23 protein-coding genes and 2 pseudogenes are annotated in these 25,594 nt (G+C 69.8%); 17 read left to right on the forward strand and 8 right to left on the reverse strand.

The window, feature by feature from the left end; translation table 11 throughout:
* The first annotated feature begins 88 nt into the window (after positions 1-88).
* A complete protein-coding gene (locus tag ACFQS1_RS20090) occupies positions 89-1,975 on the forward strand; it encodes a flavohemoprotein (RefSeq protein ID WP_378970452.1) in 1,887 nt (628 codons plus the stop codon).
* 12 nt (positions 1,976-1,987) lie between these two features.
* Here the strand turns inward: ACFQS1_RS20090 and ACFQS1_RS20095 are convergent, their stop codons facing one another.
* Positions 1,988-2,362, reverse strand: a complete 375-nt coding sequence (locus tag ACFQS1_RS20095; RefSeq protein WP_378970455.1) for a cupin domain-containing protein — start codon at positions 2,360-2,362, stop codon at positions 1,988-1,990.
* A complete protein-coding gene (locus tag ACFQS1_RS20100; RefSeq protein ID WP_378970779.1) occupies positions 2,359-3,645 on the reverse strand; it encodes a MurL-like N-terminal domain-containing in 1,287 nt (428 codons plus the stop codon). The genes ACFQS1_RS20095 and ACFQS1_RS20100 overlap by 4 nt, the downstream gene beginning before the upstream one ends.
* A 77-nt stretch (positions 3,646-3,722) precedes the next feature.
* Here ACFQS1_RS20100 and murD point away from each other — a divergent pair, with 77 nt between their 5' ends.
* From murD to ACFQS1_RS20140, 8 genes are all read left to right on the forward strand, one after another.
* Positions 3,723-5,072 carry a UDP-N-acetylmuramoyl-L-alanine--D-glutamate ligase gene (gene murD / locus ACFQS1_RS20105; RefSeq protein ID WP_378970457.1) on the forward strand — a complete coding sequence of 450 codons (1,350 nt, stop codon included), beginning with the start codon at positions 3,723-3,725 and terminating at the stop codon, positions 5,070-5,072.
* A 506-nt stretch (positions 5,073-5,578) separates the two neighbouring features.
* A complete protein-coding gene (locus tag ACFQS1_RS20110) occupies positions 5,579-6,529 on the forward strand; it encodes a MurR/RpiR family transcriptional regulator (RefSeq protein WP_378970460.1) in 951 nt (316 codons plus the stop codon).
* Positions 6,530-6,572: 43 nt separating this feature from the next.
* Positions 6,573-7,886, forward strand: coding sequence for an extracellular solute-binding protein (locus tag ACFQS1_RS20115; protein ID WP_378970462.1), 1,314 nt, complete (start codon positions 6,573-6,575; stop codon positions 7,884-7,886).
* Positions 7,887-7,947: 61 nt separating this feature from the next.
* Positions 7,948-8,925, forward strand: a complete 978-nt coding sequence (locus ACFQS1_RS20120; RefSeq protein ID WP_378970465.1) for a carbohydrate ABC transporter permease — start codon at positions 7,948-7,950, stop codon at positions 8,923-8,925.
* A complete protein-coding gene (locus ACFQS1_RS20125; RefSeq protein ID WP_378970467.1) occupies positions 8,925-9,821 on the forward strand; it encodes a carbohydrate ABC transporter permease in 897 nt (298 codons plus the stop codon). The genes ACFQS1_RS20120 and ACFQS1_RS20125 overlap by 1 nt, the downstream gene beginning before the upstream one ends.
* Before the next feature lie 42 nt (positions 9,822-9,863).
* Positions 9,864-11,303, forward strand: a complete 1,440-nt coding sequence (ngcE, locus tag ACFQS1_RS20130) for an N-acetylglucosamine/diacetylchitobiose ABC transporter substrate-binding protein (RefSeq protein WP_378970470.1) — start codon at positions 9,864-9,866, stop codon at positions 11,301-11,303.
* 19 nt (positions 11,304-11,322) lie between these two features.
* The gene (locus tag ACFQS1_RS20135; RefSeq protein WP_378970473.1) at positions 11,323-12,228 is read left to right on the forward strand and encodes a carbohydrate ABC transporter permease; all 906 of its coding nucleotides are present in this window, start codon (positions 11,323-11,325) and stop codon (positions 12,226-12,228) included.
* A 9-nt stretch (positions 12,229-12,237) separates the two neighbouring features.
* On the forward strand, positions 12,238-13,155 hold the full coding sequence (locus tag ACFQS1_RS20140; RefSeq protein ID WP_378970475.1) for a carbohydrate ABC transporter permease: 918 nt from the start codon (positions 12,238-12,240) through the stop codon (positions 13,153-13,155).
* 152 nt (positions 13,156-13,307) lie between these two features.
* Here the strand turns inward: ACFQS1_RS20140 and ACFQS1_RS20145 are convergent, their stop codons facing one another.
* Complete coding sequence (locus ACFQS1_RS20145) at positions 13,308-13,523, reverse strand: hypothetical protein (RefSeq protein ID WP_378970478.1); 216 nt, start codon at positions 13,521-13,523, stop codon at positions 13,308-13,310.
* Positions 13,524-14,323: 800 nt separating this feature from the next.
* Here ACFQS1_RS20145 and ACFQS1_RS20150 point away from each other — a divergent pair.
* A pseudogene (locus ACFQS1_RS20150) lies at positions 14,324-15,358 on the forward strand (aminotransferase class I/II-fold pyridoxal phosphate-dependent enzyme); the annotation flags it as partial.
* A gap of 441 nt (positions 15,359-15,799) precedes the next feature.
* Here the strand turns inward: ACFQS1_RS20150 and gntF are convergent.
* The gene (gene gntF, locus ACFQS1_RS20155) at positions 15,800-17,131 is read right to left on the reverse strand and encodes a guanitoxin biosynthesis pre-guanitoxin forming N-methyltransferase GntF (protein WP_378970480.1); all 1,332 of its coding nucleotides are present in this window, start codon (positions 17,129-17,131) and stop codon (positions 15,800-15,802) included.
* A gap of 159 nt (positions 17,132-17,290) precedes the next feature.
* Here gntF and ACFQS1_RS20160 point away from each other — a divergent pair, with 159 nt between their 5' ends.
* A complete protein-coding gene (locus tag ACFQS1_RS20160) occupies positions 17,291-18,655 on the forward strand; it encodes an MFS transporter (protein WP_378970483.1) in 1,365 nt (454 codons plus the stop codon).
* Positions 18,656-18,688: 33 nt separating this feature from the next.
* On the opposite strand, the gene ACFQS1_RS20165 is transcribed toward ACFQS1_RS20160, so the two are convergent.
* Positions 18,689-19,876, reverse strand: a complete 1,188-nt coding sequence (locus tag ACFQS1_RS20165) for an SGNH/GDSL hydrolase family protein (RefSeq protein WP_378970486.1) — start codon at positions 19,874-19,876, stop codon at positions 18,689-18,691.
* Positions 19,877-20,069: 193 nt separating this feature from the next.
* Positions 20,070-20,375, reverse strand: coding sequence for a hypothetical protein (locus ACFQS1_RS20170; protein WP_378970488.1), 306 nt, complete (start codon positions 20,373-20,375; stop codon positions 20,070-20,072).
* Positions 20,376-20,443: 68 nt separating this feature from the next.
* Here ACFQS1_RS20170 and ACFQS1_RS20175 point away from each other — a divergent pair, with 68 nt between their 5' ends.
* The 3 genes and pseudogenes from ACFQS1_RS20175 (at position 20,444) to ACFQS1_RS20185 (ending at position 21,229) form a co-directional block, all read left to right on the forward strand.
* On the forward strand, positions 20,444-20,803 hold the full coding sequence (locus tag ACFQS1_RS20175; RefSeq protein WP_378970490.1) for a helix-turn-helix domain-containing protein: 360 nt from the start codon (positions 20,444-20,446) through the stop codon (positions 20,801-20,803).
* Positions 20,743-21,084 (forward strand): annotated as a pseudogene (locus ACFQS1_RS20180) (MmyB family transcriptional regulator); the annotation flags it as partial. The gene ACFQS1_RS20175 and the pseudogene ACFQS1_RS20180, both read left to right, overlap by 61 nt.
* Complete coding sequence (locus ACFQS1_RS20185) at positions 21,077-21,229, forward strand: hypothetical protein (protein WP_378970788.1); 153 nt, start codon at positions 21,077-21,079, stop codon at positions 21,227-21,229. The pseudogene ACFQS1_RS20180 and the gene ACFQS1_RS20185, both read left to right, overlap by 8 nt.
* Before the next feature lie 112 nt (positions 21,230-21,341).
* Here the strand turns inward: ACFQS1_RS20185 and ACFQS1_RS20190 are convergent, their stop codons facing one another.
* The gene (locus tag ACFQS1_RS20190) at positions 21,342-22,208 is read right to left on the reverse strand and encodes an NAD(P)-dependent oxidoreductase (RefSeq protein WP_378970493.1); all 867 of its coding nucleotides are present in this window, start codon (positions 22,206-22,208) and stop codon (positions 21,342-21,344) included.
* A gap of 9 nt (positions 22,209-22,217) precedes the next feature.
* Positions 22,218-23,075 (reverse strand): LysR family transcriptional regulator, encoded by an 858-nt coding sequence (locus tag ACFQS1_RS20195; RefSeq protein WP_378970495.1) that lies wholly within the window; start codon positions 23,073-23,075, stop codon positions 22,218-22,220.
* Between the two features lie 78 nt (positions 23,076-23,153).
* Here ACFQS1_RS20195 and ACFQS1_RS20200 point away from each other — a divergent pair, with 78 nt between their 5' ends.
* Genes ACFQS1_RS20200 through ACFQS1_RS20210 form a run of 3 tightly spaced genes read left to right on the forward strand, consistent with a single transcriptional unit; the run spans position 23,154 to position 25,580 of the window.
* A complete protein-coding gene (locus ACFQS1_RS20200) occupies positions 23,154-23,999 on the forward strand; it encodes an aldo/keto reductase (RefSeq protein WP_378970498.1) in 846 nt (281 codons plus the stop codon).
* Positions 24,000-24,010: 11 nt separating this feature from the next.
* The gene (gene mgrA, locus ACFQS1_RS20205; RefSeq protein ID WP_378970500.1) at positions 24,011-25,045 is read left to right on the forward strand and encodes an L-glyceraldehyde 3-phosphate reductase; all 1,035 of its coding nucleotides are present in this window, start codon (positions 24,011-24,013) and stop codon (positions 25,043-25,045) included.
* A 10-nt stretch (positions 25,046-25,055) separates the two neighbouring features.
* Complete coding sequence (locus tag ACFQS1_RS20210) at positions 25,056-25,580, forward strand: RBBP9/YdeN family alpha/beta hydrolase (RefSeq protein ID WP_378970503.1); 525 nt, start codon at positions 25,056-25,058, stop codon at positions 25,578-25,580.
* Positions 25,581-25,594: the final 14 nt, after the last annotated feature.

Raw genomic sequence — 25,594 nt, forward strand, 5'->3', positions numbered from 1 at the left:
CGGTTGTACTGTTCGCGGGATCCGCTGAAGCGGGGGTGTGGCTGTGTCGTCCGGATCGGCCTCGGGTTCGGGGGCGGATGAGCACCTGTTGGCGCTGCTCCGGGCCATTCGGCTGCGCCAGGCCGCGCCGGACGCCGCGGCGGCCGGGTCGGCGGACGCGGCGGCGGCACTGACCTCGGCCGAAGGACTCGGGCGGTCGGCACTCACCCCGGGCGAGGCGCACGAGGCGCTGACGGCGGCCCCGGAGCGACCCGAGCTGACGGCGGAGGCACGGCCCGGGCCGGTGACCGGCAAAGCGGTGGGGCGGCCCGATGCGGTGACCGGCGCGGCGGTGGTGCGGCCGGGCTGGGCCGTCGCTCCGGAGGCCGCACTGGTACGGCCCGGCGAGAGCGCGGAACCGGCGGGCGATGCCGACGTCGACGACCGGGCCGGGCAGCTGAGCCGCAACCGCTTCGCGGGCCTGACCCCGGCGCGCATCCGGGACGACCGGGGCGAGCCCACGCCGCGCGTTCCAGACGACCGGGCCGAGCCCAGGCCGCGCGCCCGGTCCGAGGAGGACGCCTCCCCGGCGGCGGGGAAGCCGGCCCCGCCCGGCCGGCCGCCCTGGGCCTCGGCCGAGCCGGGCGCCACCTTCGACCCCGCCGGCGGATTCGAGGCCACCAGCAGATCCGAGGCCACCGGCGGATTCGAGGCCACCAGCAGATCCGAGGCCACCGGCGGATTTGAGGCCACCGGCGCGTTCGATCCCGCCGGCGCGTTCGACGGCGCGCGCCCGCCCCGCATCGAGGGCATCACCGCGCCGCTGGTCGCCGCGGCTCCCGGCCGGAGCGCGGCCGTGGACGGCATGGATCCGGCCGACGACGCCCTGCTGCGCCAGACCCAGCGCCTGCTGCGCGAGAGCCTCGACTTCGCCGGCGGCGCGGCCGCCGTGGCCACCCGGCTGCGCGCCGCCCTGGTCACGGCGAGCCCCGGGCTCTTCGAGGCGCTCCCCGGTGACGCCGCCACCCAGACCGAGCGGCTGGCCGAGGGCCTCACCTGGCTCGTCGACCACCTCGACCAGCCGCCGACCCTGGTGGACGGCAGCTCTCGCCTCGGCGCCGCCCTCGCCGCCTGCGGTGTCGAGCCCGCGCAGTTGCAGTTCGCCGGGGCGGCGATCGCCGAGGCCATCCGGGCCGGCTCCGGGCCGGGGGAGTGGCGCCAGGAGTTCGAGCTGGCCTGGCGCTCGACCTGGCAGCACCTCTACGAGTGGATCCTGCACGGCGAGGCCACCGCCGGATACGAGCCGCCGGTCTGGACGGCGCGGGTCGTCTCGCACCAGCTGCGCCGCCCCGACCTGGCGGTCGTGAAGCTCCGGCCGTATCTGCCGATGCCGTTCCGCCCGGGGCAGTACGCCCGGGTCGAGGTCGACCGGGTGCCCGGCGTCTGGCGGCCGTACTCGCTGGCCGGGGCGCCGCGCCGGGACGACCTGGTCGAGCTGCACGTGCGGGCCAAGACCGAGACGGGCGTGAGCGGCACCCTCGTGCACCACACCCGGGTCGGGGACGAGGTGCGGATCGGCCGGGCCGAGGGCGAGATGGGGCTGCCCGACCGCCCCGACCGGGACCTGCTGATGATTGCCGGGGACACCGGGGTGGCCCCGCTCAAGGCGCTGCTGACCGAGCTCGCGGACACCGGCGACCCGCGCTCGGCGGTGCTGTTCTGGGGCGTACGCGATCTCGGCGAGCTCTACGACATCGACGAGATCGCCGAGATCGCGCGCTCGGCGAAGCGGGCCACGGTGGTGCCGGTGGTCTCCGAGGGCGACCCCGGGCCGTACGCGTCGGGGCTGGTCACCGACGCGGTCGCGGCGTACGGCGAGTGGTCGCGGCACGAGGTCTACCTGGCCGGGCCGCCGCTGATGCTGGCCGCCACGGGCGCGGCGCTGCGCCTGCTCGGGGTCACCGCCGACCGAATCCACCACGACGCACCGGAGTAAGCCGGGGCTTGCTCAGGGGAGCGGCACCCGGTAGCCGGGAACCGACGGCCAGCGCACGGTGAGCACCACCGACTCCTGTTCGGCGTGCCACGAGTGGTCGACGCCCATCCCCCACAGCACGTACTCGCCGGGCGTCGAGAGCGTCACCGTCCGGCCCGGGAACAGCAGCGTGAAGCGGCCGCTGATCAGGAACAGGACGGCGGTGCGGTGCTCGCCGCGCACCCACGCGGCCCGCCGCTCGCCGGCCGGGTGCCGGCCCCATTTGATCTCGACCTCGTCGCTGTGCCGCGGATCGCCGGGCGGCAGGAAGTGCCCCAGCAGCCAGCCCCGCTCCTTCGGGCCGTCGATGTCGGCGCTGCCGACATAGATCTCGCCAGGATCGGTCATGCGAGGGCGGCGTCGAGGATTTTCGCGTACGCGTCGGGCACGAACGTCTCCCCGCCGGGGGTGAGGACCGCCTCGCGGGAGGCCTCGGCCCACGCCGACGGCGGCACCGCGGCTCGCAGCGCCACCAGCACCGGCGCGTCGTCGGTCAGCATCGACAGCGCGACCAGCGACTCCGCCACCTCGCCGACGCACTCGAACGGCTTGTGCGCGTCGATGCCGAGCAGCTCGAGGAAGCCGGGCACCTGCGCCACGTCGCCGAACAGGTCGTGGCCGAAGATGTGGTTGAGCCGCTCGCGCGGCATCGCCGGCGCCATCGCCAGGTAGACGAACCGGCACTTCGGACAATCGCCGCACCACCGGGCGGTCGGGTCGTGCAGCTTGAACGCCTTGTTGCAGCTGGTCACCACGTCGTCGTAGGCGTCGTGCCGGGCGAACAGCTGGGCGATGTGCAGCTCCGACAACGAGCGCAACAGCGAGAAGTACGGCTCGGTCAGCCCACTGTGCGCGGCCACCGCCGCCCGCAACAGCCCCTCGGCGGCCACCCCCTTGGACCACTGGTGGTTGATCTCGTGACCGTTCCAGATCAGGTTGGGGTCGCTGGCCGAGCGCTCGTTGGACATCACCACCGGGCCGAGACCGTGCCAGGCGGCGGTGGCGATCGCGATCAGCGAGTTGATCGCGGTGACCGGGATGTGGCCGTTGCGCGCGCCCGCCTTGTTCAACTCGAACAGGCGCGGGTCGAGCTGCCGGCGGGCGGCCAGCGCGTCGAGGCCGGAGGCGGCGTCGACGGCCTTGATGACCGGGTTGGGGTTGACCGAGAACGGGACCGGGTCGAGGCCGGCCGCGCGCAGGATCTCGAGCGTGACGATCGAGTCCTTGCCGCCGCCGACCGCGGAGAGCGGGCGGGCCTGCGAGTTGTCGACCGGGTCGGCGTCCGCGGACACGCCCGGCACCTCGACGGTCTGCTCGAGCACGTGCGGGAGCTGGTTGCGGTACGCGTACTCGGCCATGCCGTGGGTGTAGATCGCGGTGAAGAAGTCGGCCGCGGCCGGCGGCACCGCGGTCGGCGCGACCACCCGGGCCGGGGCGCCGACCTTGTAGTAGCTCACGCCCGCGACGACATGCAGCAGATCAAGCACCCGGTGGAAGGTCTCGGGGACCGGGCGGTCGGCGACCGGGAAGGTGATGGTCTCGGTGAACGTCAGCGGCGCCGGGCCGTCGAGCAGGTAGTCGAACGTGGCGACCCCCGTCCGCTCGTCGAACGCGTACGAGGGGAAGCGCATGACGTCGAACCGCACCCAAGACTCCTGACGTGTGACCGACCGGCAATACTAGTGCGACCCGACGAGGAGGATGCGCAGTGCGTCTGGCAGACCTGAACGGCCGGTCGGTGGCGGTCTGGGGCACTGGGCGGGAGGGGCGCGCGGCCGTCACCGCGATCGCGGCGCACCAGCCCGCCCGGCTCATCGCGGTCGACGACAGCGCCAACTTCCTCTCCATCCCGTGGGAAGGCGAGCTGGCCGCGCTGGCACCCCTGGCGGGTGGCGACCATGCCTTCCCGGCCCTCGTCACCGCCGACGTGGTCGTGCGCTCGCCCGGCGTGCCGCAGACGCACCCGTGGATGAAGGAGCTGCGCGAGCGCGGCGTGACCATCACCGGGGGTAGCGCCCTCTGGATGGCCGATCACGCTGCGCGAACCATCGGTGTCACCGGCAGCAAAGGCAAGAGCACCACCTCGAGCCTCATCAGCCACCTGCTGGCCGCCGTCGGGCGGCCCAACGTGTTCGGCGGCAACATCGGCGTCCCCCTGCTCGACCTGCCCACCGCGGCGCAGTACGTGCTGGAGCTGTCCAGCTATCAGTGCGCCGACCTGATGGACTCGCCGCGGGTGGCGGTGGTGACCTCGCTCTTCCCCGAGCACCTCGACGCGCACGGCGGCGAGAAGGAGTACTACCGCGACAAGCTCAACCTGCTGCGGCACGGCCCCGAGATGATCGTGGTGAACGGCGCCGACCTGCGGCTGCGCGACGAGATCCGGGGAATCTGCGACCTGAACGGCTTCCCGCCGATCCCGGCCGGCGCCGACGACTCGCGGTTCCGGGCCGAGGACGAGTGGATCATGTGCTCCGACGAGCCGCTGTTCCACCGGGAGGCGCTGCACCTCAAGGGCGCGCACAACGGCCGCAACCTGTGCGTGGCGCTGGCCGTCCTGGACGGCCTCGGCGTCGACGTCCCGGGGACGAAGGACGAGCTGCAGGCGGCGGTCGAGTCGTTCGAGGGGCTGCCGCACCGGCTCGCCGAGATCGAGGACCCGTCCGGGCTGACCTTCGTCGACGACACGCTCTCGACGAGCCCCTACGCCACGATGCACGCGATCGACGCGTACGCCTCGCGGCCGCTCACCGTGCTCGTCGGCGGCACCGACCGCGGACTCGACTACGCACCGTTACGCGAGTTTCTCGCCGACCGTGAACTCACCGTGATCGGCATCCCCGACTCGGGCCCGCGCATCGTCGAGGCCGTCAAAGGCCTGCCCGGCATCCGGACCGAGATCGCCGAGGACCTCGCGGCCGCCGTCCGCCTCTCGCGCGAGCTGACGCCGGAGGGCGGGGTCGTGCTGCTCTCCCCGGCGGCGCCGAGCTATGGCAGATACCGCAACTTCGAGCATCGTTCCGAGGCCTTCACCGAAGCGATCCGCGAGACCGCCTGAGTCGCTCGCCACGCTGCGTGACCGATCGACGGGCCGCACAGCCGGCGGCGCGACGGCACGCCGTCGGCGCCGCCAGGCGCCGGCGGCATCGCCCGGCAGCCGGGTGACCAGCGCGAGGACACGCCCGGCGGCCCGCGGACGCGGGTTCGGGGCAAATCGGCGGGAACGCTCCCACGCCGTACGGTAAAAGTTTTGATCTTGGTTCGTCGTTGTTACAAAGCGTTCGTGAGGTCGGCCGAACGGGCGAGGATGTATGGGGCCGGAAGATGGCGGTGCCTTGGCCGAAAGTCCGAGGATAAATCGGTCCTAAACCGCCCACGTGATGCCGGTCACGTCGTAAAGAACATTTCCGGATCGATGACCGTCAAGCGGTTGCGCCGTCACGCGCGTTCATCGGCGCAGGTCAGGTAACGGTTTGAAAACTTCGACCACGGCCTTGACACAGGGACCCAGTTAGTAAGAACTTTTACCGCGACAGTAAACAGTCCTTCCTGAAGGGGTGGCCCATGAGCGAGCCATCGGACGGCGCCGCGCCGACCGCGGTCGTCGACTCCCTGGCCGCCGATCAGGGCCGGCCATCGGACGGCGTGCTCCTGCGGGTCCGCTCGCTGCTGCCGGAATTCACCGGCGCGCTCCGGCGAGTGGCCGAGCAGGTGCTCACCGACCCGGCGGGGGCCTCCCGCGCCACCATCGTCGAGCTCGCCGAGCGCAGCGGCACCTCACCGGCCACCGTCACCCGGTTCTGCCGCGCGCTCGGCTTCGACGGATACGCCGACCTTCGGCTCGGGATCGCGGCCGAGACCGGCCGTGCCCGCAGCGCCGGCTGGACGGTGGACATCGGCCGCGAGATCCAGCCCGGCGACCCGCTCGAGCGGGTCCTGGGGCAGATCATGGCGGCCGACACCCGGGCGATGCACGACACCGCCGCGCTGCTCGACCTCGCCGAGGTGGAGCGGGCCGCGACGGCGATCGCGGCGGCGCGCCGGGTCAACATCTTCGGCGCCAGCGGGAGCGCGCTGGTCGGCGAGGAGATGCAGTTCAGCCTGCACCGCATCGGCGTGCCGGTGTGGGCCTGGACCGACGTGCACAACGGCCTGGCGAGCGCCGCTCTGTCCCGGCCCGGCGACGTCGCGCTCGGCATCTCGCACTCCGGCGAGACCGGCGAGACCATCGAGCTGCTGGCCGAGGCCAGCAGCCGGGGCGCGACCACGATCGCCCTGACCAGCTTCCCCAAGTCGCCGCTGGCGGAGCTGGCCGACATCGTCCTGCTCACCGCCACCCAGGCGACGACCTTCCGGCCGGACGCGCTTTCCGCGCGGCATCCCCAGCTGGTCGTCCTCGATCTTCTCTATGTCGCGGTCGCGCAGCGGACCCACGAACGTTCGCACGCGGCCTTCCAGGTAACCGCACAAGCCGTCCACGGCCACAAGGCTGTCAAGGACGGGCACACATCCTGAATCACTCTCATCCCCTCATAAATGACGAAAATATGGAGGAAGCGTGAAGCGCAAGATCGTGGCAGCCGCGGCCATCGCCGCAACGCTGCTCGGGGCCGCCGCCTGCGGCTCCAACGACGATGACTCCCCCACGACGTCCGCTTCCGGCCCGGTCGACGGCAAGGGCAAGACTCTCAAGGTCTGGCTGATGGTCGACGCGCAGAGCGCCTGGAAGGGCGTGGTCGACGACGCGTCCAAGCGGTTCACCGACGCGACCGGCGCACAGGTCGACGTCGAGTACCAGCAGTGGGCCAACCACCTCACCAAGCTCGATGCCACGCTGGCCGGCTCGGACGTGCCGGACGTGATCGAGCTCGGCAACACCGAGTTCCCGAAGTACGTGTTCTCGCAGGCGTTCGCCGCGATCAACCCGGCCGACTACGAGAACTCGGGCACCTGGCTGCAGGGCCTCAAGGGCGCCTGTGACTTCGAGGGCCAGACCTACTGCGTGCCCTACTACGCCGGCGCCCGGGTGCTGATCTACCGCACCGACCTGTTCAAGAAGGCCGGCATCGCCGACGCCCCCAAGACCTACGACGAGTTCCTGGCCGACGCCGACAAGCTGCAGGCCGCGCAGAAGTCGGACGCGAAGTTCGGCGCCGTCTACATGCCCGGCCAATATTGGTACGCGGCGATGTCGTGGGTGAAGTCGTCCGGCGGCGAGATCGCCAAGCAGGACGGCGACAAGTGGGTCGGCCAGCTGTCGCAGCCGGCCTCGATCACCGGCCTGCAGAAGTGGGTCGACATGGTCAAGAAGTACTCGAAGGCCGACCCGACCAAGAACGAGAACGACCAGGCCGGCATCTTCGCCCAGGGCCAGGCCGGCATGTTCTACGGCAACGCCTGGGAGCAGGGCGCCGCGGAGCAGGTGAAGAAGGACCCGAACGACCCGAACTCCCCGCTGGTCGACACCAAGGTCAAGGGCAAGCTGGCCGCCGCGCCGATGCCCGACGTCCCGTCCTTCCTCGGCGGCTCCAACCTCGGCGTCGCGGCCAAGAGCCAGAACAAGGAGCTGGCGGCGCAGTGGATCAAGTACTTCACCGACAGCACCGCGATGACCGGCCTGATCAAGGCCAACGCGCTGCCGAACTCCACCGCGCTGCTGGACAAGGCGGCGACTGACAACCCGACCATCGCGCCGGCCGCGCTGGCCGCCAAGAGCAGCTGGTTCACGCCGAACGCCGAGAAGTGGGCGGACGTGGAGAAGGGCAACGTCCTGCAGACGATGCTCACCGACATCCTGACCGGCAAGAAGTCCGTGGCCGACGGCGCGAAGTGGGCCGACGACCAGATCAACACGACCCTCAACGAGAGCTGATCTTCCGCTCGCCGCCCGCCTGCGCAGGCGGGCGGCGAGCTGATCACGAGAAGGATTGTTGATGTCCGTCGTCGAAACCCCGGCGACCCGCCGGACGGGCGGGTCCACACCGCACCGTGCCCCCGGCCGCGCGACCCGGACGCGCCGCCGCCAGATCGCCGGCCTGCCCTGGCTGCTCTCCATCCCCACCCTGCTGCTGCTCGCCGGGCTGCTCGGTTATCCGCTGGTGCGGATGATCGTGCTGTCCTTCCAGAACATGCGGCTGCGCGAACTGCTCAGCGGACGCACCCCACCCTGGGTGGGCTTCGACAACTACACCAAGGTCCTCACCGACTCGGTCTTCTGGACCGTGGTCGGCCGCACCGTCGCCTTCACGGTGGTCACCGTGACCGTCTCGGTCGTCATCGGACTCGCGATCGCGCTGCTGATGCGGCGGGTCGCCCGCGGGGTCCGGCTGCTCATGATCGTCGCGATGATGTTCGTCTGGGCCATGCCGCAGCTGGTCGCGGCCCAGGCCTTCCGCTGGATCACCGACTCCGACTTCGGCGTCCTCAACTACCTGATCGACATGCTGCCCGGCGTCGACTACCAGAACCACAGCTGGTTCGTGAACCCGTGGCAGGGCTGGTCGGTGATCACCACGCTGGTGGTCTGGGCCGGCATCCCGTTCCTCGCGATCACCCTCAACGCCGGGCTCACCCAGGTGCCGAAGGAGCTCGTCGAGGCGGCCACGGTGGACGGCGCATCGTCCTTGCAGACCCTGCGCAGCATCACGCTGCCGATCCTCAAGCCGCTGCTGACGATCGTCACGACGCTGTCGGTGATCTGGGACTTCGGGCTGTTCACCCAGAACTGGGCGCTGCGCGACGGCCACCCCGAGCCGCAGTTCCAGACGCTGGCGACCTACTCGTACACGCAGGCGTTCGGCCAGTCCCGCTACAGCCTGGGCTCGGCGATCTCGGTGATCACCGTGGTGCTGATGCTCGGCGTGATGGCGTTCTACATCCGGCAGATGTTCAAGATCGGGGAGGTGGACTGATGGTCGCCACGACTCCGGGCGCCCCCGCGGTGCGCCGGCGCCGGCGCACCGACGACGGCGTGGTGACCGTCGGCCGCAGCCGCGGCGGCACGATCGTCGCCAACACGACCGGCGTGATCTTCTCGCTGCTGATGTTGTTCCCGGTCTACTGGGTGCTCAACACCGCCTTCAAGCCGGCCGACGAGGTGCTCGCGCTGACCCCGACGTTCGTGCCGAAGCACCCGACCTTCGACAACTTCGTGTCGGCGTTCAAGGCGCCGCTGTTCCTGCAGAACATGCTCAACGGCCTGATCGTCACGCTGCTGGCGGTGGCCGGCGCGCTGGTGGTCGGCTTCCTGGCCTCGCTGGCGATCGCCCGGTTCAACTTCTACGGCCGCAAGGCGATCATCCTGGTCATCCTCGGCGTGCAGTTGGTGCCGCTGCTGGCGCTGCTGATCCCGCTGTTCCTGATGCTGCAGAGCGCGAACTTGACCAACAGTCTGATCGGTGTGAGTATCACCTATTTGGTCCTGATCTTGCCCTATACGGTGTGGACATTGCGTGGCTTCATTTCCGGGATTCCCCGCGAGCTCGACGAGGCGGCTCTGATCGACGGCTGCTCGCGCGGGCAGGTGTTCTGGCGCATCATCCTGCCGCTGACCGGGCCCGGCCTGGTGGCCACCAGCGTCTACGGATTCATCCAGGCCTGGAACGAATTCATCATCATCAACACGCTCAACAGCCCGGCCAAGCAGAACCTGATGGCCTGGCTGCTGCAGAACCAGACGACTCGCGGTACCGCCTGGGGTCCCCTCATGGCCGGTGCGATCATCACCTCGATCCCGGTGGTGATTTTCTTCCTGATCATCCAACGCAACATCGCCACCGGTCTCACCGCCGGTGCCGTGAAGGGCTGATCGGGTTCCCCCACAGATGAGCACAAGCACTGAGGAGATGCTGTGACCGAGATATTCGCCAAGGCCGAGGTGGATCGCCGTACGCTGCTGCGTCGCGCGGCCGCCGTCGGCCTGATGGCCACCCCGGCGGTGGGCATGCTGAGCGCCTGCGTGGGCGGCGGTGACGACGACAAGTCCCAGGAGCAGTCGACCGGCACCAAGTCGGCCGAGAACCCGCTGGGCATCGACCCCAAGGCGGGCGTCGAGATCATCATCTTCAACGGCGGCCTGGGCACGGCCTACGCCACCGACGTGGACACCCCGCTGTTCAACAAGAAGTGGCCGGACGCCAAGATCACCTACTCGGCCACCGAGCAGATCTCGACGGTCGTGCAGCCCCGGATCAACGCCGGCACCCCGCCGGACATGATCAACAACTCGGGCTCGAACCTGATGGACTTCGGCGCGATCGTCAAGGCCGGCCAGGCGGCCGACCTGACCGACCTGTTCGCGGCGCCGTCCTGGGACGTGGCCGGCAAGACCGTCGCCGAGACGCTGGTGCCGGGCGCCGTCGAGCAGGGCTCGTACGACGGCAAGCCGTTCGCGATGAACTACTCGTTCACCGTCTTCGGCCTCTGGTACAACAAGAAGCTCTTCGACTCCAAGGGCTGGAAGAACCCGGCCACCTGGGCCGAGTTCACCGCGCTCTGCGACCAGATCAAGGCGGCCGGCATCACGCCGTTCGGCTACGCCGGCGCCAACGCGTCGTACTACATGGTCCGCGCCCTGCTCACCAGCGCCGCCAAGATCGGCACCGAGCAGGCGCTCAAGGACATCGACAACCTCAAGCCGGGCGCGTGGACGGCCGAACCGATCAAGCAGGCCGCGCAAGCGTGGGGCGAGATCGGCACCAAGTACATCAACAAGACCTTCCTGGGCCTCAAGCACACCGAGGTCCAGCTGCAGCAGAACCAGGACAAGCTGGCGTTCTACCCCTGCGGCTCCTGGCTCGAGAACGAGCAGGCGAAGGACACCCCGCCCACCTTCGAGTACGCCGTGCAGGCGTACCCGAGCGTGACCGGCTCGGACAAGCTCCCGGCGACCGCCATCAACGCGGCGGCCGGCGAGATCTACTTCGCGGCGGCCAAGGGCAAGAACCCGCAGGGCGGCAAGGAGTACATCCGCGCGATGCTCTCCAAGGAGGCGGCGCTGGGCTTCACCAAGCTCACCAAGTCGCTTACGGTGGTGGCGGGCGCGGCCGACGGCCAGACCATCTCGCCCGGTCTGACCAGTGCGAACGACGTGCTCGGCAAGGCCGGCAAGGACGTGTTCATGGGCTACCTGTTCGACACCTGGTACAAGAAGCTCGACGACGAGTCGCGCGCGGCCGTCAACGACCTGATGTTCAAGGGTGGCGACGCCAACAAGTTCTGCGAGCGGATGGAGGCGGCCTCCCAGGCCGTCGCCAAGGACTCCTCGATCACCAAGTTCACCCGTAGCTGAGTACCAAGAGGTAGGCGCCATGCGGCACGGCAAGTATCCCTTCATCATCGGCTTCCTTGTCGTGCCGGTGGCGCTCTACTGCACCTTCGTGGTGGCGGCCTACATCCAGGCCTTCCAGCTATCGGTGACCAACTGGTCCGGCTTCGGGCCGATCAAGTACGTCGGCTTCGACAACTTCACCAAGCTCTGGCACGACGACCTGTTCTGGGAGTCGTTGCGGCACAACCTGTTCCTGCTCATCCTGCTGCCGATCATCACGATCGCGGTGGCGCTGGTCTTCGCGTTCCTGCTGAACGTCGGCGGCAGCCACAAGGGCGGCGTGACCCGCGGCGTGCGGGGCTCCAAGGTCTACCGGATCATCTTCTTCTTCCCGCAGCTGCTGGCGCTGGCCATCGTCGCCGTGATCTTCGGCCGGGTGTTCGGCCCCGACAAGAGCGGCATGCTCAACGGCCTGTTCCCCGACTCGTGGAGCCCGTGGCTGTTCCTGGCCGACGAGCGCTGGGCCATGACGTGCATCCTGGTCGTGCTGATCTGGCAGGCGATCGGCTTCTACGTGGTGCTGTTCTCGGCCGGCATGGGCTCGATCTCGTCCGACATCTACGAGGCCGCCGCCCTCGACGGCGCCTCCCGGATCACCCTGTTCTTCCGGATCACGGTCCCGCTGCTGTGGGGCACGATCCAGGTCGCCTGGGTCTACCTCGGCATCGCGGCCTTCGACGCGTTCGCGATCGTCAACATCATCACCGTCGACCGCGGCGGCCCGAACGGCGCGTCGTCCGTGCTGAGCCTCATGATCTACCGCAACACCTTCGAGTTCTCGCAGGTCGGCTACGCCTCCGCGCTCGGCGTCGTGTTGTTCTTCCTGACCCTGACCTTCGCGGCGCTGACCCTGCGGGTCACCCGGCGCGAGTCCGTCGAAGCCTGAGGTCGAGCGATGACCAACGTCACCAACGCTCCCGCGATCGTCCCGGACACCACGGCCAAGAGCGCCGGCGTCAAGCCCAGCCAGAAGCGCGAGGTCAACGCGCTCACCGGCATGGCGCACATCGGCCTGGTCCTGTGGGCGATCGTCACCGCCGGCCCGCTCATCTGGGTGCTGCTCGCGTCCTTCAAGAGCAACACCGAGATCTTCCTCGGCAAGCCGTTCGCGCTGCCGCAGAGCTTCTCGTTCCAGACGTACGTGGACGCGTGGACCGAGGCGCACATCGGTCGCTACTTCTTCAACAGCGTCCTGGTGGTCCTCCTCAGCACCGCCGGCACCATGGTCCTCGGCTCGATGGCCGCCTACGTGCTGGCCCGCTACCGCTTCTTCGGCAACCGGTTCATCTATTACCTGTTCGTCTCGGGCCTGGCCTTCCCGACCTTCATGGCCCTGGGCCCGCTGTTCTACATCCTGCGCAACATGGGCCTGCTCGGCACGTACACCGGCCTGGTGCTGGTCTACATCGCCTACTCGCTGCCGTTCACGGTCTTCTTCCTGGCGGCGTTCTTCAAGACGCTGCCCTACGAGATCGAGGAGGCGGCCACCGTCGACGGCGCCTCACACACTCGCAAGTTCTTCCAGATCATGATGCCGATGGCCCGCTCCGGCCTGGTCAGCATCACCATCTTCAACATCGTCGGCCAGTGGAACCAGTACCTCTTGCCGGTAGTGGTGATCAGCGGCCCCGGCGCCGAGCAGAAAATGCTGCTCACCCAGGGCATAGCCCAGATCAGCGTCTCGGCCGGCTACCACGCCCAGTGGTCGACGCTGTTCGCCGCCCTGACCCTGTCGATCCTCCCGATGATCGTCGTCTACGCCATCTTCCAGCGCCAGATCCAGGCCGGCCTCACGGCCGGCGCGGTGAAGTAGACGTCCGCCGTGGTTGCGCTTCTTTTCCGGTACGCGTTCGCATAAGCCCCCGCCGAGCCGCCCGGCGCCGCAGTGGGTCACCCTCCGCGCGCGGCCGCCGGGCTGTCCCGCGTGGCCGGCGGACTACCCATCAACTCAGCGCTCGCGGACGGTCAGGCGCCCTCCGTCTCCTTGCCGCCGAAGAGTCCCGCCAGGATCAGCGCTCCGCCGACGGCCAGGACCACCCACCCGAAGACCATCGGAATGGCGTTCAGCGCACTCAGGAACCAGACGTCCGCATCCAGCGCATTGGCCAGCACGATGACCAGCCCGACCACGAACAGCGCGACCGAGGTCCACCCGACACCGTCTTGACGAAACGGATTCACAGGCCCTCGCCTCCCCGGGAGACCCTATGGTACTTCGCGGTTGGCGGCCGGGCAGGGCGTTCTTCTGTCCGTTTGTTCGCCAATCAGCTCGATGCCCCGGTGCCTTCGGATCCCGTGAAAACTTATTGTCCTTCGGAATGATCGAACAGTGGCCTGGCCGGGTCGGTCTGCGGGAAAATGGTTTATGCGGCAGCTGCAGTTGTTCACCACGGCGCAATTGGCGACGATGCGCGATACGACGAAGCGTCGCAACTATTCCGCCGAGGCCGAGAGATTCCGGCGGGAGCATCAGCGGCATCGCGTTTGGGGTTTGGCACAACGCCACGCGCGCAAACTGCGCTCCATTTACGGCCACATCCCGAGCGACGAGGAATTGAGGGCCGAGGGGCGCGACCGCGGCACGGCGGCGTCCGCGTCCGGAACGTCCGAGCAGGCACACAGCCGGTCGGCTGTCTCGCCAGAGTCGACGCCCAGCATGCCGGAACCGATCGCGCCGGAGCAGATCGTGCCGGAGCAGATGGTGCCGGAGCAGGCCGTGCGGCACGCTGACGTCAGCTCGGCACCGCGGACGCATGGTGGATCGTCCCGTGTGCTGGGTCACGTTGCGTCATGGGCGTCCCGTCGGGGCCGATGGGCACTGCCGGAATCGACAGTGAGGAAGCCCGTTCATGGCGAAGGCCGACGACGTACTGCGTCGGTACGACAAGGTGATCTCGGAAGCGGTCCGGCGCGGGCTGGTGCACAACGTCGCCGAGGACGAGCGGCTCGACGGGCGCACGATCACGCTGGGCGGCCGGCCGATGGTGAACTTCGGCTCCTGCAGCTACCTGGGGCTGGAGACCTATCCGGCGCTGCGGGCCGGCGTGGTCGACGCCCTGGATCGGTTCGGTACCCAGTTCTCCTCGTCGCGGGCGTATCTGTCGTCGCCGGGCTACCCCGTGGTCGAATCGGCGATCGGCGAGCTGCTCGGCCGTCCCACGATCCTCGCCCCGAGCACCACCATGGGTCACATGGCCGCGATGCCGACCGTCATCGGCGGCGACGACCTGTTGCTGCTCGACCACCAGGTGCACAACAGCGTGCAGACCGCCGCCAAGCTGGCCCAGGCGCAGGGCAGCCGAGTCGAGGTCATCCCGCACAACGAGCTGCACACGCTGCGGCAGCGCATTCGAGATCTCCGGCATGCGCACCCGCGGATCTGGTACGCGCTCGACGGGCTCTACAGCATGTACGCCGACTTCGCTCCTTTCGCGGAGCTGAACGACCTCATGGCCGAGCACGAGCAGCTCTGGCTGTACGTCGATGACGCGCACTCCTTCTCGTGGACCGGACGGCACGGTCGAGGCCGGGCGCTGGAGGAGCTCAGCCCGCTCGCGCTGTCACGCAGTGTGGTGGCGGGATCGCTGAACAAGTCCTTCGCCGCCGCCGGTGGCGCGCTGAGCTTCCCCGACGCCGAGATGCGCCGGCGGGTGTTCACTCTCGGCGGGCCCCTGATCTTCTCGGGTCCGGTGCAGCCGCCGATGCTCGGCGCCGTCCTAGCCTCCGTCCAGCTGCACGGAACCGCGGAGGTGGCCGAGCGCCAGGAGCGCCTCCTGCACCTCATCCGGCTTTTCAACCGGCTCGCCGCCGACCGCGGGCTACCGCTCGTGAGCCGCAGCGAGGCGCCGATCCGCTGCATCGCGGCCGGCGGCCCGCAGGTGGCGTTCCATCTGGCCGACCGCCTCCGCGCCGCCGGATATTTTACCGATGTCGCCACTTCCCCGGCGGTACCGGCGAAGCGCTCCGGCGCCCGCATCACCATCACCGCCCACCACACCGACGAGGACATCGCCGGGATCGTGGACGTCCTGGCCGAGGCGCTGCCACAGGCGCTTGCCGAGGAGGGCGAGAGCCTCGCGAGCCTCGGCTGGGCGTTCGAGCCGGACGGCGGCGACAGCCCGCCCTGCCCGCCGCCGCCTGACCCGGCAGCCGCACCCGACCGGCTCTGTTCCGACGCAAGCGACGATGTAATCATGCGCACGGCGCGACTGTCCTTTGCGCCCGGGCTCGGCGGAACGTTGCATGCTCCACCCTTGCCGGACGCCGAGCGCCTGTCGTCATCGCTCGGCCGGACGCGGCACGGCCACAACCTTGACCAGCCGATCCAGCCCGACGAAATCGCCGGGATGGGTGGTGTAGAGCGGAAGCCGGTTCGCCGCCGCGATGGGGTCGAAGGTCGTCTCGGGGTGCTGCAGGACGCTGGTCCGCCTGGCCCGTTCGGCGGGGTCGCGATTGTGCTACGGGGTGCTACCGACCGGGTCGAAAGAGTCCGGGCCGGCCTCGATGGCGTCGCCGCTGTGGTTCGGCTGGGTGCGTCTGCGGGCCCGGCAGAGCACGATCGCCGAGTAGCCGTGGGTGGCGTCCTGCGACGTCTCTCGGACCTGGATCGAGCCGTCGAGTGGGTCGAACTCGGGCCGCAGCGCCGCGCGGAGGTCGTGTTCGTCGACGTCGGCGCCGGGAAAGGTCTTTCCGGCGACGGTGTAGCCCCGGCAGCGGCGTAGCGCGGCGGTGATGAACAGGCCGCCGGGCTGGACCAGGCCGGTGATGTGCCGCATGAACAGCAACCAGGTCGTGCGGTCGGCGGTGGCGGAGTCCGCGCAGTAGGGGCTGATCACGGTGGCGTAGTGACGGTCGACCGGGCGGGGGTGGCGGGCGTCGACCCGTACGAGTCTGGTGATTTTTGTTCTGGTGAGGTCCTCGCGTGCGGCGATCTCCTCGTCGGTGGGGTGGCTGATGCCCTCGCACTGCAGGGTGTAGCGGACGAACGGACGCCAGTCGTGGGCTCCCGGTTCGCGGCGGATCCACCGCCGGATCTCGGCCAGGTTCGCCGGCAGGTAGTCGCCCAGGTGGATCTCGGACGCGGTCTCGGCCGCGGCGAACACGTGGTGCAGGGTGGGCCCGACGCCGAAGAACAGCACCGGCCGGCCGGCTTCGGCGTGCCGGATGGCGTCGACCAGGAACGCGACGGTGGCCACCTCGTCCGGTTCCACCGTGCGGTAGTAGCCGGCGAGGTACTCCGCCGGTTCCCAGTCGGTGTCGAACGACGCGTACCGGCGGCAGCGACGCAGCAGGCCGACGGTGATGCCGGCGAGGCCGTACTCGTACAGTGCGGCGGCGAGGTTGGCGCCGGCGAGGAAGGCGAGAGCATCGGTGCCGGTGACGGTGTCGCTGAGCGCCGCGGTACCGAAGGCGCCGGCGTAGTAGACGCCCTCCGCGGCCACCTGCGTGCCGGCGTACCCGATTGCCGCGGCCAGCCGCGACACGCCGGTGTTGCTCGAGGTGCGGCGGGCGAGGTCGTACGCCGCCTTGGACAGGACGTTGGTGCTGGTCCCGGTGGTCAGCAGCAAATTCCAGTTGGCCCGCAGACTGGCCCGCAGCCCGACGGCCCAGGCAGCATAGGTGAGCGCCAGGAACAGCAGCAGCCACGAGCGGTCGAGGCCGGCGATCAGCCCGGAAGCGACCAGGGCGACCCCGGCCGCCGCGGCGAAGGCGTCCAGTGCGTAGTTCGACGCCACGGTGGCGGCGAGGCTGACAGTCCAGTTTCTGAGCCCGACCGCCCGTGCGTTCATGGTGATATCCCCGTTTGGCTCGTGGAAGAGATGTGGCCCGAGGATCGGCCGGCCGGGTGCTCACTTTCCAGGCCAGATACTGTCCAATGGCGCCCGGCTCCGTCCGTACGTACGCGAAAATGGCGCGACATCTGTCGCCCGGACCCGGAAACTTTCCGGGTGATCGTCGACGCAGTCCTTCGCCAAGCGCGTCCGCCGTCACGTCTGGCCGGACGGCTCTCGGTCCAGTCGTTGCTCTTCGCCCTCGGTGAAGGCGCCTTTTTGACCGGCTCGGCGGTCTTCTTCACCCAGATCGTCGGGCTGTCCGCGGCCCAGGTCGGACTCGGCCTGACCTGCGCGGGGATCGCCGCGTTCCTGGCGGCGCTGCCGATGGGCAAGCTGGTCGACCGCTTCGGGCCGAAGCGGATGTGGGCGGTCAGCGCGGGCGGGCAGGCGGCGATGTTCGCGGTCTGGCCGCTCATCACCGACTTCCGCGGCTACGTCGCGATGGCCGTCGTCATGGAGGTCATCGGCGCCCTCGGCGGCGCCGCGCACGGCGCGTACACGATCGACGCCCTGCCGCCCGGCGAGCGGGTGAAGTCACGGGCCTACATGTATTCGGCGCTCAATCTCGGCTTCACCCTCGGCTCCCTCATCGGCGGCGTCGCGCTGGCATTCCACTCCAACGAGATCCTGCACGCGCTGCCCTGGTTCACCGCCGCGGTCTTCCTGGTGAACGCTGCCGCCATCAGCCGGTTGCCACGGGCCCGGCACGACAACCGCACGCCCGTGGAACGCAAGGTGAAGGTGCCCGGGCCGGGGCCGCTGCGCAACCCCGGGTGGCTGCTCACCAACTTCTTCGACGGGGTGTTCTGGACCAACCAGGTGCTGCTCAACGTCGTGATCCCGTTGTGGCTGGTGGAGCAGACCGATGCGCCGCGGGTGCTGCTCGCCTTCCTGTTCGGGACCAACACGGTGATGTGCATCTTCCTGCCGATGGTCGCGGCGCGCGGGGTCACCGGCATCTCCACCGCGCTGCGGGCGGTCCGGGTGTCGTCGACCTTCTTCGTGATCTCCTGCCTGATCACGCTGGTGACGCACGACACCGTCGGCTGGGTCACGATCTTCCTGGTCTGGCTGGGGCACGTCACCGTGACCGGGGCCGAGCTCTACCTCTCGGCGGCCAACTGGACGTTCGAGGCCGAGCTGATGGACCCGCGGCAGCGGGGGGCATACCAGGGCGCGGCCGACATGGCCGGCACTCTCGGCAAGGTGTGGGCGCCGGCGGTGTACACCTTCCTCGCCATGAACTGGGGCGCCGCCGGCTGGCTGGTGATCGCCGGCATCGTCGTGGTGGCCACCATCGGCGTGCACCCCTCGACCCGGCTGGCGCGGCGGTTCCTCGAGACCCACGTGCCGCCCGACGTGTTGAACGACGCCCGCGCCTCCGGCCCCGATACCGGCGATCTGGTCGAGGTCCCGTCGCTCACCGGGGCCGACGCGTCGGTCACCGATCACGTCGCCCGCCCCGATCAGCCGAGGTAGCCGGGCGGATCGTGGATCCGCCCGGCGCCACTGCTAAAGCTCGTCCAGATCGATCGTCTCGGCCATGACCCGCATCCCGGCGTCGTTGGGGTGCAGGCCGTCGCCGCCGTCGTAGGCCGGGTTCAACCGGTCCGGATCGGCCGGGTCGGCCAGCGCGCGGTCGAAGTCGGCCACCTCGTCATACTCGCCGCTGGTGCGGATCCACTGGTTGACCGCGTCGCGAACCTTCTCACCGTCTTCGGTGTAGTAGCCGGGATACGTCACGCCGGCGAACGGCAGGATGGTCGCGCCGACCATCGTGACCCCCCGGGCGTGGGCGGCCCGGATCAGCTTCCGGTGCCCGGCGATCAACTCTTCCGCGGTCACCGCCTTCGAATCGGGGCCGACGCCCAGACCGATGTCGTTGATGCCCTCGAGCACGATCACCGTTCGTACGCCCGGCTGGCCCAGCGCGTCCCGGCCGAACCGTGCGATGGCCCGGTCCCCGAAGCCCGGACTGTCGGTCAGGACCCGGTTGCCCCCGATGCCGGCGTTGACGACGCCTTTGTCGCAGTGCGCGGCGACCAATCGTTCGGCCAGCTCATCCGGGTAGCGGTTGTTCGCATCCGGCGTCGAGAACGACCCATCGGTGATCGAGTCGCCGAACGCCACGACCGCGCCGCCATGCCGGCCGGACACATCGATGCCGGAAAGGTAGTACCAGGACTGCGACGTTTCCGTGTACGAGCCGGCCGACCCGTCCCGCAGATGGTTGCCCGCGGCGCGGTAGGAGGTCGCCAGCGCGAACGGGTGGAACGTGGCCGGTCCGGTGCGCTTCGCGAAGTAGAAGGTCACGGTCAGCCGCTCCAGCGGGGCGACGCGAAGCCGCACGGCGTCGGAGGCGACCTGCCGGCCCGCCGGGACGACGGTCGAACGCTTGCCGGCGAAAAGCACCGGGCGCAGCGAACCCGGCACGATGGACGCGCCCTCGGCCGTCCGGCCGATGGTGGCGCCGGTGAGACGCAGCGGACCGGTGCCGTAAACGTTGGACAACCGGACGCGTACCTCGGAGCCGCCGCGGCTGATCCGGACAACCTGTCGAAGGGACTGGTTCTCGAAGCCATCGGCCCAGTTCACACCCCCGAAGGGGTCCGGAGCCGCGGCGATGTTCGCCGTCGCCCACGTCGCGGTCCATTGCCGTCCCGGGTGGCCGGGATGTGCGGTCGCAGGAGCAGCGGTCATGGGTGTCGCCAGCAGCACCGCGAGCACAACTGCGCCCGCCGCGCGTAAGGCCCTGGTCATCATTCGTACCTCGCTCTCCGCCATATCGATCTGCCTGAGGATGTAGACAGTCTGGCGGCGTCGAGCTCATCGGTGCTTGCCTGTGACCCGCTCGCGGCGACAAATCGCCCGGTGGCGAGAGGCCTGGCCGGGGTCACTGAGCGGGCGCTGGGATGGGCTCCCACCACGTCGCGTTGGCGGCCGCGTGGGCTGTGGGCTCGATGATCTCCCAGATGTCGGTGACCAGCTTGCCGTCGAGGCGCAGGATGTCGACGACCACAACGTCCGAGCCATGGTCGGGCAGGCGGCGCCGCGAGTGGACCATGACGTGGTCGCCGTCGGACAGCAGGTGGTGGATCTCGATCTGCATGCCGACCGTCGGGCCGAGCGCGTCGACGCCGCCCGGTTCCATCAGGCCGGCCAGCGCCTGCTGGACGATGCGCTTGTTCTCCGTGGTCATGACCGCAAGTGTCTGGCCCCCGCCGCCGGCTGTCGATGAAATGGGAGTTCATGGCGTCCGGCGGGAGGATGAGTACGCTCGCGGTGGTGTACGGGGTGGGAGAGCTTCTGCGTCAGTGGCGGCAGCGCCGGGGCCTCAGTCAACTCGACCTGGCCATCGCCGCGGACGTGTCGGCGCGGCACGTCAGCCTGCTCGAGACCGGCAAGTCGAAGCCGAGTGCCGACATGGTCCTCCGGCTCGCGGATCAACTGCACGTTCCGCTGCGTGACCGGAATCGGTTGTTGCTCGCCGCCGGCTTCGCACCGCGGTACGCGGAAAGCCCGCTCGACGACGGCGCGATGGCCGCCGCCCTCGACGCGGTGCCCGGGTGCTCCGGGCGCACGAGCCCTATCCCGCGCTGGTCTTCGACCGCCGGTGGAACATTGTGATGACCAACAGCGCGGTCGACCCGTTCCTGGCGCGGGTCGATCCCGAGCTGCTCCGGCCGCCGGTCAACCTGGTGCGGCTGGGCCTGGACCCGCGCGGCTTCGCGCCGATGGTGGTCAACCTCGCCGACGTACGGGCGGTCTTCCGCAGCCGCATCTCACGCCAGCTCGCCGCCGCCCCCGATCCGGAGCTCACCGCTCTCTACGAGGAACTGCTGACCTCCCCACCCCGGCGACGCGGCGGGACCACGGGCCGGCGCCGACGTGGTCATCCCGATGATTCTGCGCATCGGCGGCCGCGAGGTGCGGCTGTTCTCGACCATCACCACGTTCGGCACCCCGATGGACATCACGATCGACGAGATCGCGATCGAGTCCTACTACCCGGCCGACGCGGAGAGCGCCTCGTTCTTCACGCGAGGACCGTAACGCGTCTGCCACCGGGCCCGCCCGGCGGCCGGGCGCGGGGCTGTTGTTGCAGCCAGGCCGTCCGGCGCGCCGGGTGCTGGTGCGGGGCCCGTACGCGAAAAAAGCGTAACTTTCAGTCGAAGCTGGCGAAATACGACGCGGCCATGTCGGCGTCGCTGTGGCCCTTTTCGCCGGCCCGGCGGAAGCGTTCCGCGCCGGCCGCGGCCACATCCAGGCGTACGCCGTTGTCCTGGCCGGCCTCGACGATCAGGCGGGCGTCCTTCTCGGCCGTGCCCACCGCGAAGCTGGCCGGCGTGAGCCGGTCCTCGAGGATCAGCTGGGACTTGGCGTGCAGGTAGCCCATGTCCAGCGGACCACCCGCGATGAGCTGGAAGAACGCGTCGGGCGCCACGCCCAGGCCCGTGGCCAGCGCCAGCGTCTCGGCCGCGCCGTGGGTCACCGCCAGCACCCAGCTGTTGGCGACCAGCTTCAGCTTGGTGGCGCTGGCGTCGGCGGCGTCGTCGCCGGTCCAGACGGTCCGGGCGCCGACCGCGTCGAAGATCGGCTGGACGGCGGACCGGTACTGCGCCGGGCCGGCGGCCAGCACGCTGAGCTGCCCGGCCTCGGCCGGCTGGCGGGTGCCCAGGACCGGCGCGTCGAAGAAGATCACACCGCGCTCGGCCGCCGCGGCGGCGAGCTTCGCGACGTCGGCGGGGGAGGAGGTGGTCGACTGGATCCAGTACGTGCCGGGGCGCAGCGAGCCGGCCGCCTGCTCGATGACCTCGCGCACGGTCTCGCCGTCGAAGAGCATGGTCAGCACGACGTCGGCGTGCCGGACGGCCTCGGCCGGGGTGGCGGCGGTGGGCAGGCCGGTCGCCTCGGCCTTCTCGGGCGAGCGGTTCCACACGGTGACGGTGTGGCCGGCCGTCGCGATGTTCTTCGCCATCGCGGCGCCCATGATGCCGGCGCCGAGGACGGCTACCTTCAGTCCTTCACTCATACGCCCTTTCTACAACGCCATCTTCAGCAGCGCCTCGGTCGCCGGGCCCGGCGGCGTCGCGGGCAGCGCCACGGAGACCTGCCAGGACGCCTCCTGGGTCTTGAGCGCCGCCGCGTGCAAGCCCTTGGCCTGCGGCTTGCGGGTCACCGGGGCCGGCACCAGCGCCACCCCGAGGCCCTGGCGCACGAAGTCGAGCAGCGTGTGCACGTCGTTGACCTCGACGCTGATCCGCCGGTCGGCCAGCGCCAGATCGTTGACCCGGCGGGCGCCCCAATCCGCGCTGAAGTCGACGAAGTCCTCGTCCCGGAGATCGTCCACGGCGACCACGTCAAGATCGGCAAGTGCGTGGCCGGGGTGCGTGAGCAGCATCATGTCCTCGGTGGCGAGGTGCATCAGACGTACGCCCTCGGGCGCCGGACCGGGCAGCGCGACAAAACCGACATTGAGCCGGCCCTGCCGGATCTGCTCCACGATCTGGCCCGAGCCCGCGTAGCGCAGCCGGATCTCCACTCCCGGATGGGCCCGGCGGAACGACGCCAGCACCGGCGGGAGGTCGATCACGCCGAGGCAGTGCTCCGATCCGACGGTGAGGCTGCCGCGCAGCAGCCCGCGCACCGCCGCCACCGCGTCCCGGGCCGCCGACGCGCTGGCCAGCGTGCGATGCGCCTCGGCGAGCAGCGCCCGGCCCGCGTCGGTCAGCTCGACCCGGCGGGTGTTGCGCACGAAGAGGTCGGCGTCCAGGTCCTTCTCCAGGGCCCGGATCGACGCGGACAGCCCGGACTGGGCCACCCGCATCCGCTCGGCGGCCCGGGTGAAATGCCGCTCCTCGGCGACCGCGACGAAATACTCGAGATGGCGAAGCTCCACGATTCAGAAGTCTAGGTGCTGAATCCGAGCGGTTTCTTCTGTTGGACGGGACCGCGCGCGTGAACCAGGCTGGGACGCATGCGAACTCGACGTATCGGCGATGTCCAGGTCAGCGCCATCGGTCTCGGCGGCATGCCGATGTCGATCGAAGGACGGCCCGACGAGGACCGCTCGGTCCGCACCGTGCACGCCGCGCTGGACGCCGGCATCACCCTGATCGACACCGCCGACGCCTACCACATCCACGCCGACGAGGTCGGGCACAACGAGACCCTGATCGCGCGGGCTCTCGCGTCGTACGGCGGGGACACCTCGTCGGTGCTGGTCGCCACCAAGGGCGGCCACCTGCGCCCCGGCGACGGCAGCTGGACCATCGACGGGTCGCCGTCGCACATCTTCGCGGCCTGCGAGGCGTCGCTGAAGCGCCTCGGCGTCGAGGCGATCGGCCTGTACCAGTACCACCGGCCCGACCCGCGGGTGCCGTGGGCCGACTCGATCGGCGCGATCCGCGACCTGCTCGACACCGGCAAGATCCGCATGGCCGGCGTCTCGAACGCGAACCCCGCGCGGATCCGCGAGGCGCAGGAGATCCTCGGCGGCCGCCTGGTCTCGGTGCAGAACCAGTTCTCCCCGTCGTTCCTCTCCTCGGCGCCGGAGCTCGCGCTCTGCGACGAGCTGGGCATCGCCTTCCTGCCGTGGTCGCCGCTGGGCGGCATCGGGCGGGCCGGCGATCTGGCCGGCGGGTTCGCCACGGTGGCCGAGCGGTACGGGGTCAGCCCGCAGCAGGTGTGCCTGGCCTGGCATCTGGCCAAGTCGCCGGTGGTCATCCCGATCCCGGGCGCGTCCCGCCCGTCCTCGATCGCCGACTCGGCCGCGGCGGCTGATTTGTCGCTTTCGGCCGACGATCTCGCTCTTCTTCCCTGAGGATCAATGGCGTGTCTGCCTACGAAGCTTTCCCGGACCGGTACTCGTCGATGGCGTACCGGCGCACCGGCCGCAGCGGGCTCAAGCTGCCCGAGATCTCGCTCGGCCTCTGGCACAACTTCGGTGACGACCGGCCGTTCGAGACCCAGCGGGCCGTCCTGCGGCGCGCTTTCGACCTCGGCATCACCCACTTCGACCTGGCCAACAACTACGGCCCGCCGTACGGCTCGGCCGAGACCAACTTCGGCCGCCACCTGGCGGCGGATTTCGCTCGCCACCGGGATGAATTGATCATCTCGACCAAGGCCGGGTACGACATGTGGCCCGGCCCCTACGGCGAGTGGGGGTCACGGAAGTATCTGACCGCCTCGCTCGACCAGTCGCTGCGGCGGATGGGCCTCGACTACGTCGACATCTTCTATTCGCATCGGCTCGACCCCGACACCCCGCTCGAGGAGACGATGGGGGCGCTGGCCTCGGCCGTGCGCGCGGGCAAGGCGCTCTACGTCGGCATCTCGTCGTATTCGCCGGCCAAAACCGCCGAAGCCGCCGGCATCCTGCGCGACCTCGGGACGCCGCTGCTGATCCACCAGCCGTCGTACTCGATGCTGAACCGCTGGATCGAACAGGACGGGCTCCTCGACGTGCTGGAGGAGGCCGGGGCGGGCTGCATCGGCTTCTCCCCGCTGGCGCAGGGCATGCTGACCGACCGCTACCTCGACGGGGTTCCGTCGGGCTCGCGGGCCAGCGAGGGCAAGTCGCTCTCCACCGAGCTGCTCTCGTCCGGCAATCTGGAGAAGATCCGGGCGCTGAACGAGATCGCCGCCCGCCGCGGCCAGTCGTTGGCCCAGATGGCGATCGCGTGGTCCATCCGCGACCCGCGGATGACGTCGGTCGTGCTGGGCGCGAGCAGCGTGGCCCAACTGGAGAACAACGTGGCGTCGCTGACCAACGCGTCCTTCACGGCCGACGAGCTGGCCGAGATCGACAAGTACGCCACCGAGTCGGGGATCAACCTGTGGGCGCGGTCCAGCGAGGCCGGTTAGAGTCCACGGCGTGAAAGCGATCATCTTCCATGGGACCGGGGGAAATCCGGACGTCGCGTGGTATCCGTGGCTGGCGGAACGACTCCGGTCCCGCGGCTACGAGGTCGAGGTGCCGCCCTACCCGGACCTGAACGTCGCGCCGATCGCCGGCTTCCTCCCCGGTGTGCTCGCCAACCATGAGTTCGACGAGCACACCGTGCTGGTGGGGCACTCCGGCGGGGCCGCGTTGCTGCTCGCGGTCCTGGAGCACGTGCGGGTGGACCGGGCGTTCCTGGTGGCCGGCTACAGCACGCAGCCGAACACCTCGGACGAGCCCGTGCTGCAGGAGAGCTACGACTGGGACGTGATCCGCTCGAACGTGCGGGACATCTACTTCATCAACTCCGCCGAGGACCCCTACGGCTGCGACGCCGGCCAGGGGCGGGCCATGTTCGACCGGCTCGGCGGCACCCAGATCGTGCGCAACGACGGGCACTTCGGCGACTACAACCAGGACTACGACGAGTTCCCGCTGCTGGACCGGCTCATCGGCTGACCCGGCCCGGCAGC

Source organism: Paractinoplanes rhizophilus (assembly GCF_042664765.1).
GTDB lineage: Bacteria > Actinomycetota > Actinomycetes > Mycobacteriales > Micromonosporaceae > Actinoplanes > Actinoplanes rhizophilus.

Coding starts and splice junctions, on each gene's coding strand:
- ACFQS1_RS20190 (WP_378970493.1), bottom strand. CDS start 22,208: ATGAGTGAAGGACTGAAGGTAGCCGTCCTCGGCGCCGGCATCATGGGC.
- ACFQS1_RS20095 (WP_378970455.1), bottom strand. CDS start 2,362: ATGACCGATCCTGGCGAGATCTATGTCGGCAGCGCCGACATCGACGGC.
- ACFQS1_RS20135 (WP_378970473.1), top strand. CDS start 11,323: ATGCGGCACGGCAAGTATCCCTTCATCATCGGCTTCCTTGTCGTGCCG.
- ACFQS1_RS20165 (WP_378970486.1), bottom strand. CDS start 19,876: ATGACCGCTGCTCCTGCGACCGCACATCCCGGCCACCCGGGACGGCAA.
- ACFQS1_RS20175 (WP_378970490.1), top strand. CDS start 20,444: ATGAGTACGCTCGCGGTGGTGTACGGGGTGGGAGAGCTTCTGCGTCAG.
- ACFQS1_RS20200 (WP_378970498.1), top strand. CDS start 23,154: ATGCGAACTCGACGTATCGGCGATGTCCAGGTCAGCGCCATCGGTCTC.
- ACFQS1_RS20100 (WP_378970779.1), bottom strand. CDS start 3,645: ATGCGCTTCCCCTCGTACGCGTTCGACGAGCGGACGGGGGTCGCCACG.
- ACFQS1_RS20120 (WP_378970465.1), top strand. CDS start 7,948: ATGTCCGTCGTCGAAACCCCGGCGACCCGCCGGACGGGCGGGTCCACA.
- ACFQS1_RS20125 (WP_378970467.1), top strand. CDS start 8,925: ATGGTCGCCACGACTCCGGGCGCCCCCGCGGTGCGCCGGCGCCGGCGC.
- gntF (WP_378970480.1), bottom strand. CDS start 17,131: ATGAACGCACGGGCGGTCGGGCTCAGAAACTGGACTGTCAGCCTCGCC.
- ACFQS1_RS20170 (WP_378970488.1), bottom strand. CDS start 20,375: ATGACCACGGAGAACAAGCGCATCGTCCAGCAGGCGCTGGCCGGCCTG.
- ACFQS1_RS20110 (WP_378970460.1), top strand. CDS start 5,579: ATGAGCGAGCCATCGGACGGCGCCGCGCCGACCGCGGTCGTCGACTCC.
- ACFQS1_RS20140 (WP_378970475.1), top strand. CDS start 12,238: ATGACCAACGTCACCAACGCTCCCGCGATCGTCCCGGACACCACGGCC.
- ACFQS1_RS20185 (WP_378970788.1), top strand. CDS start 21,077: ATGATTCTGCGCATCGGCGGCCGCGAGGTGCGGCTGTTCTCGACCATC.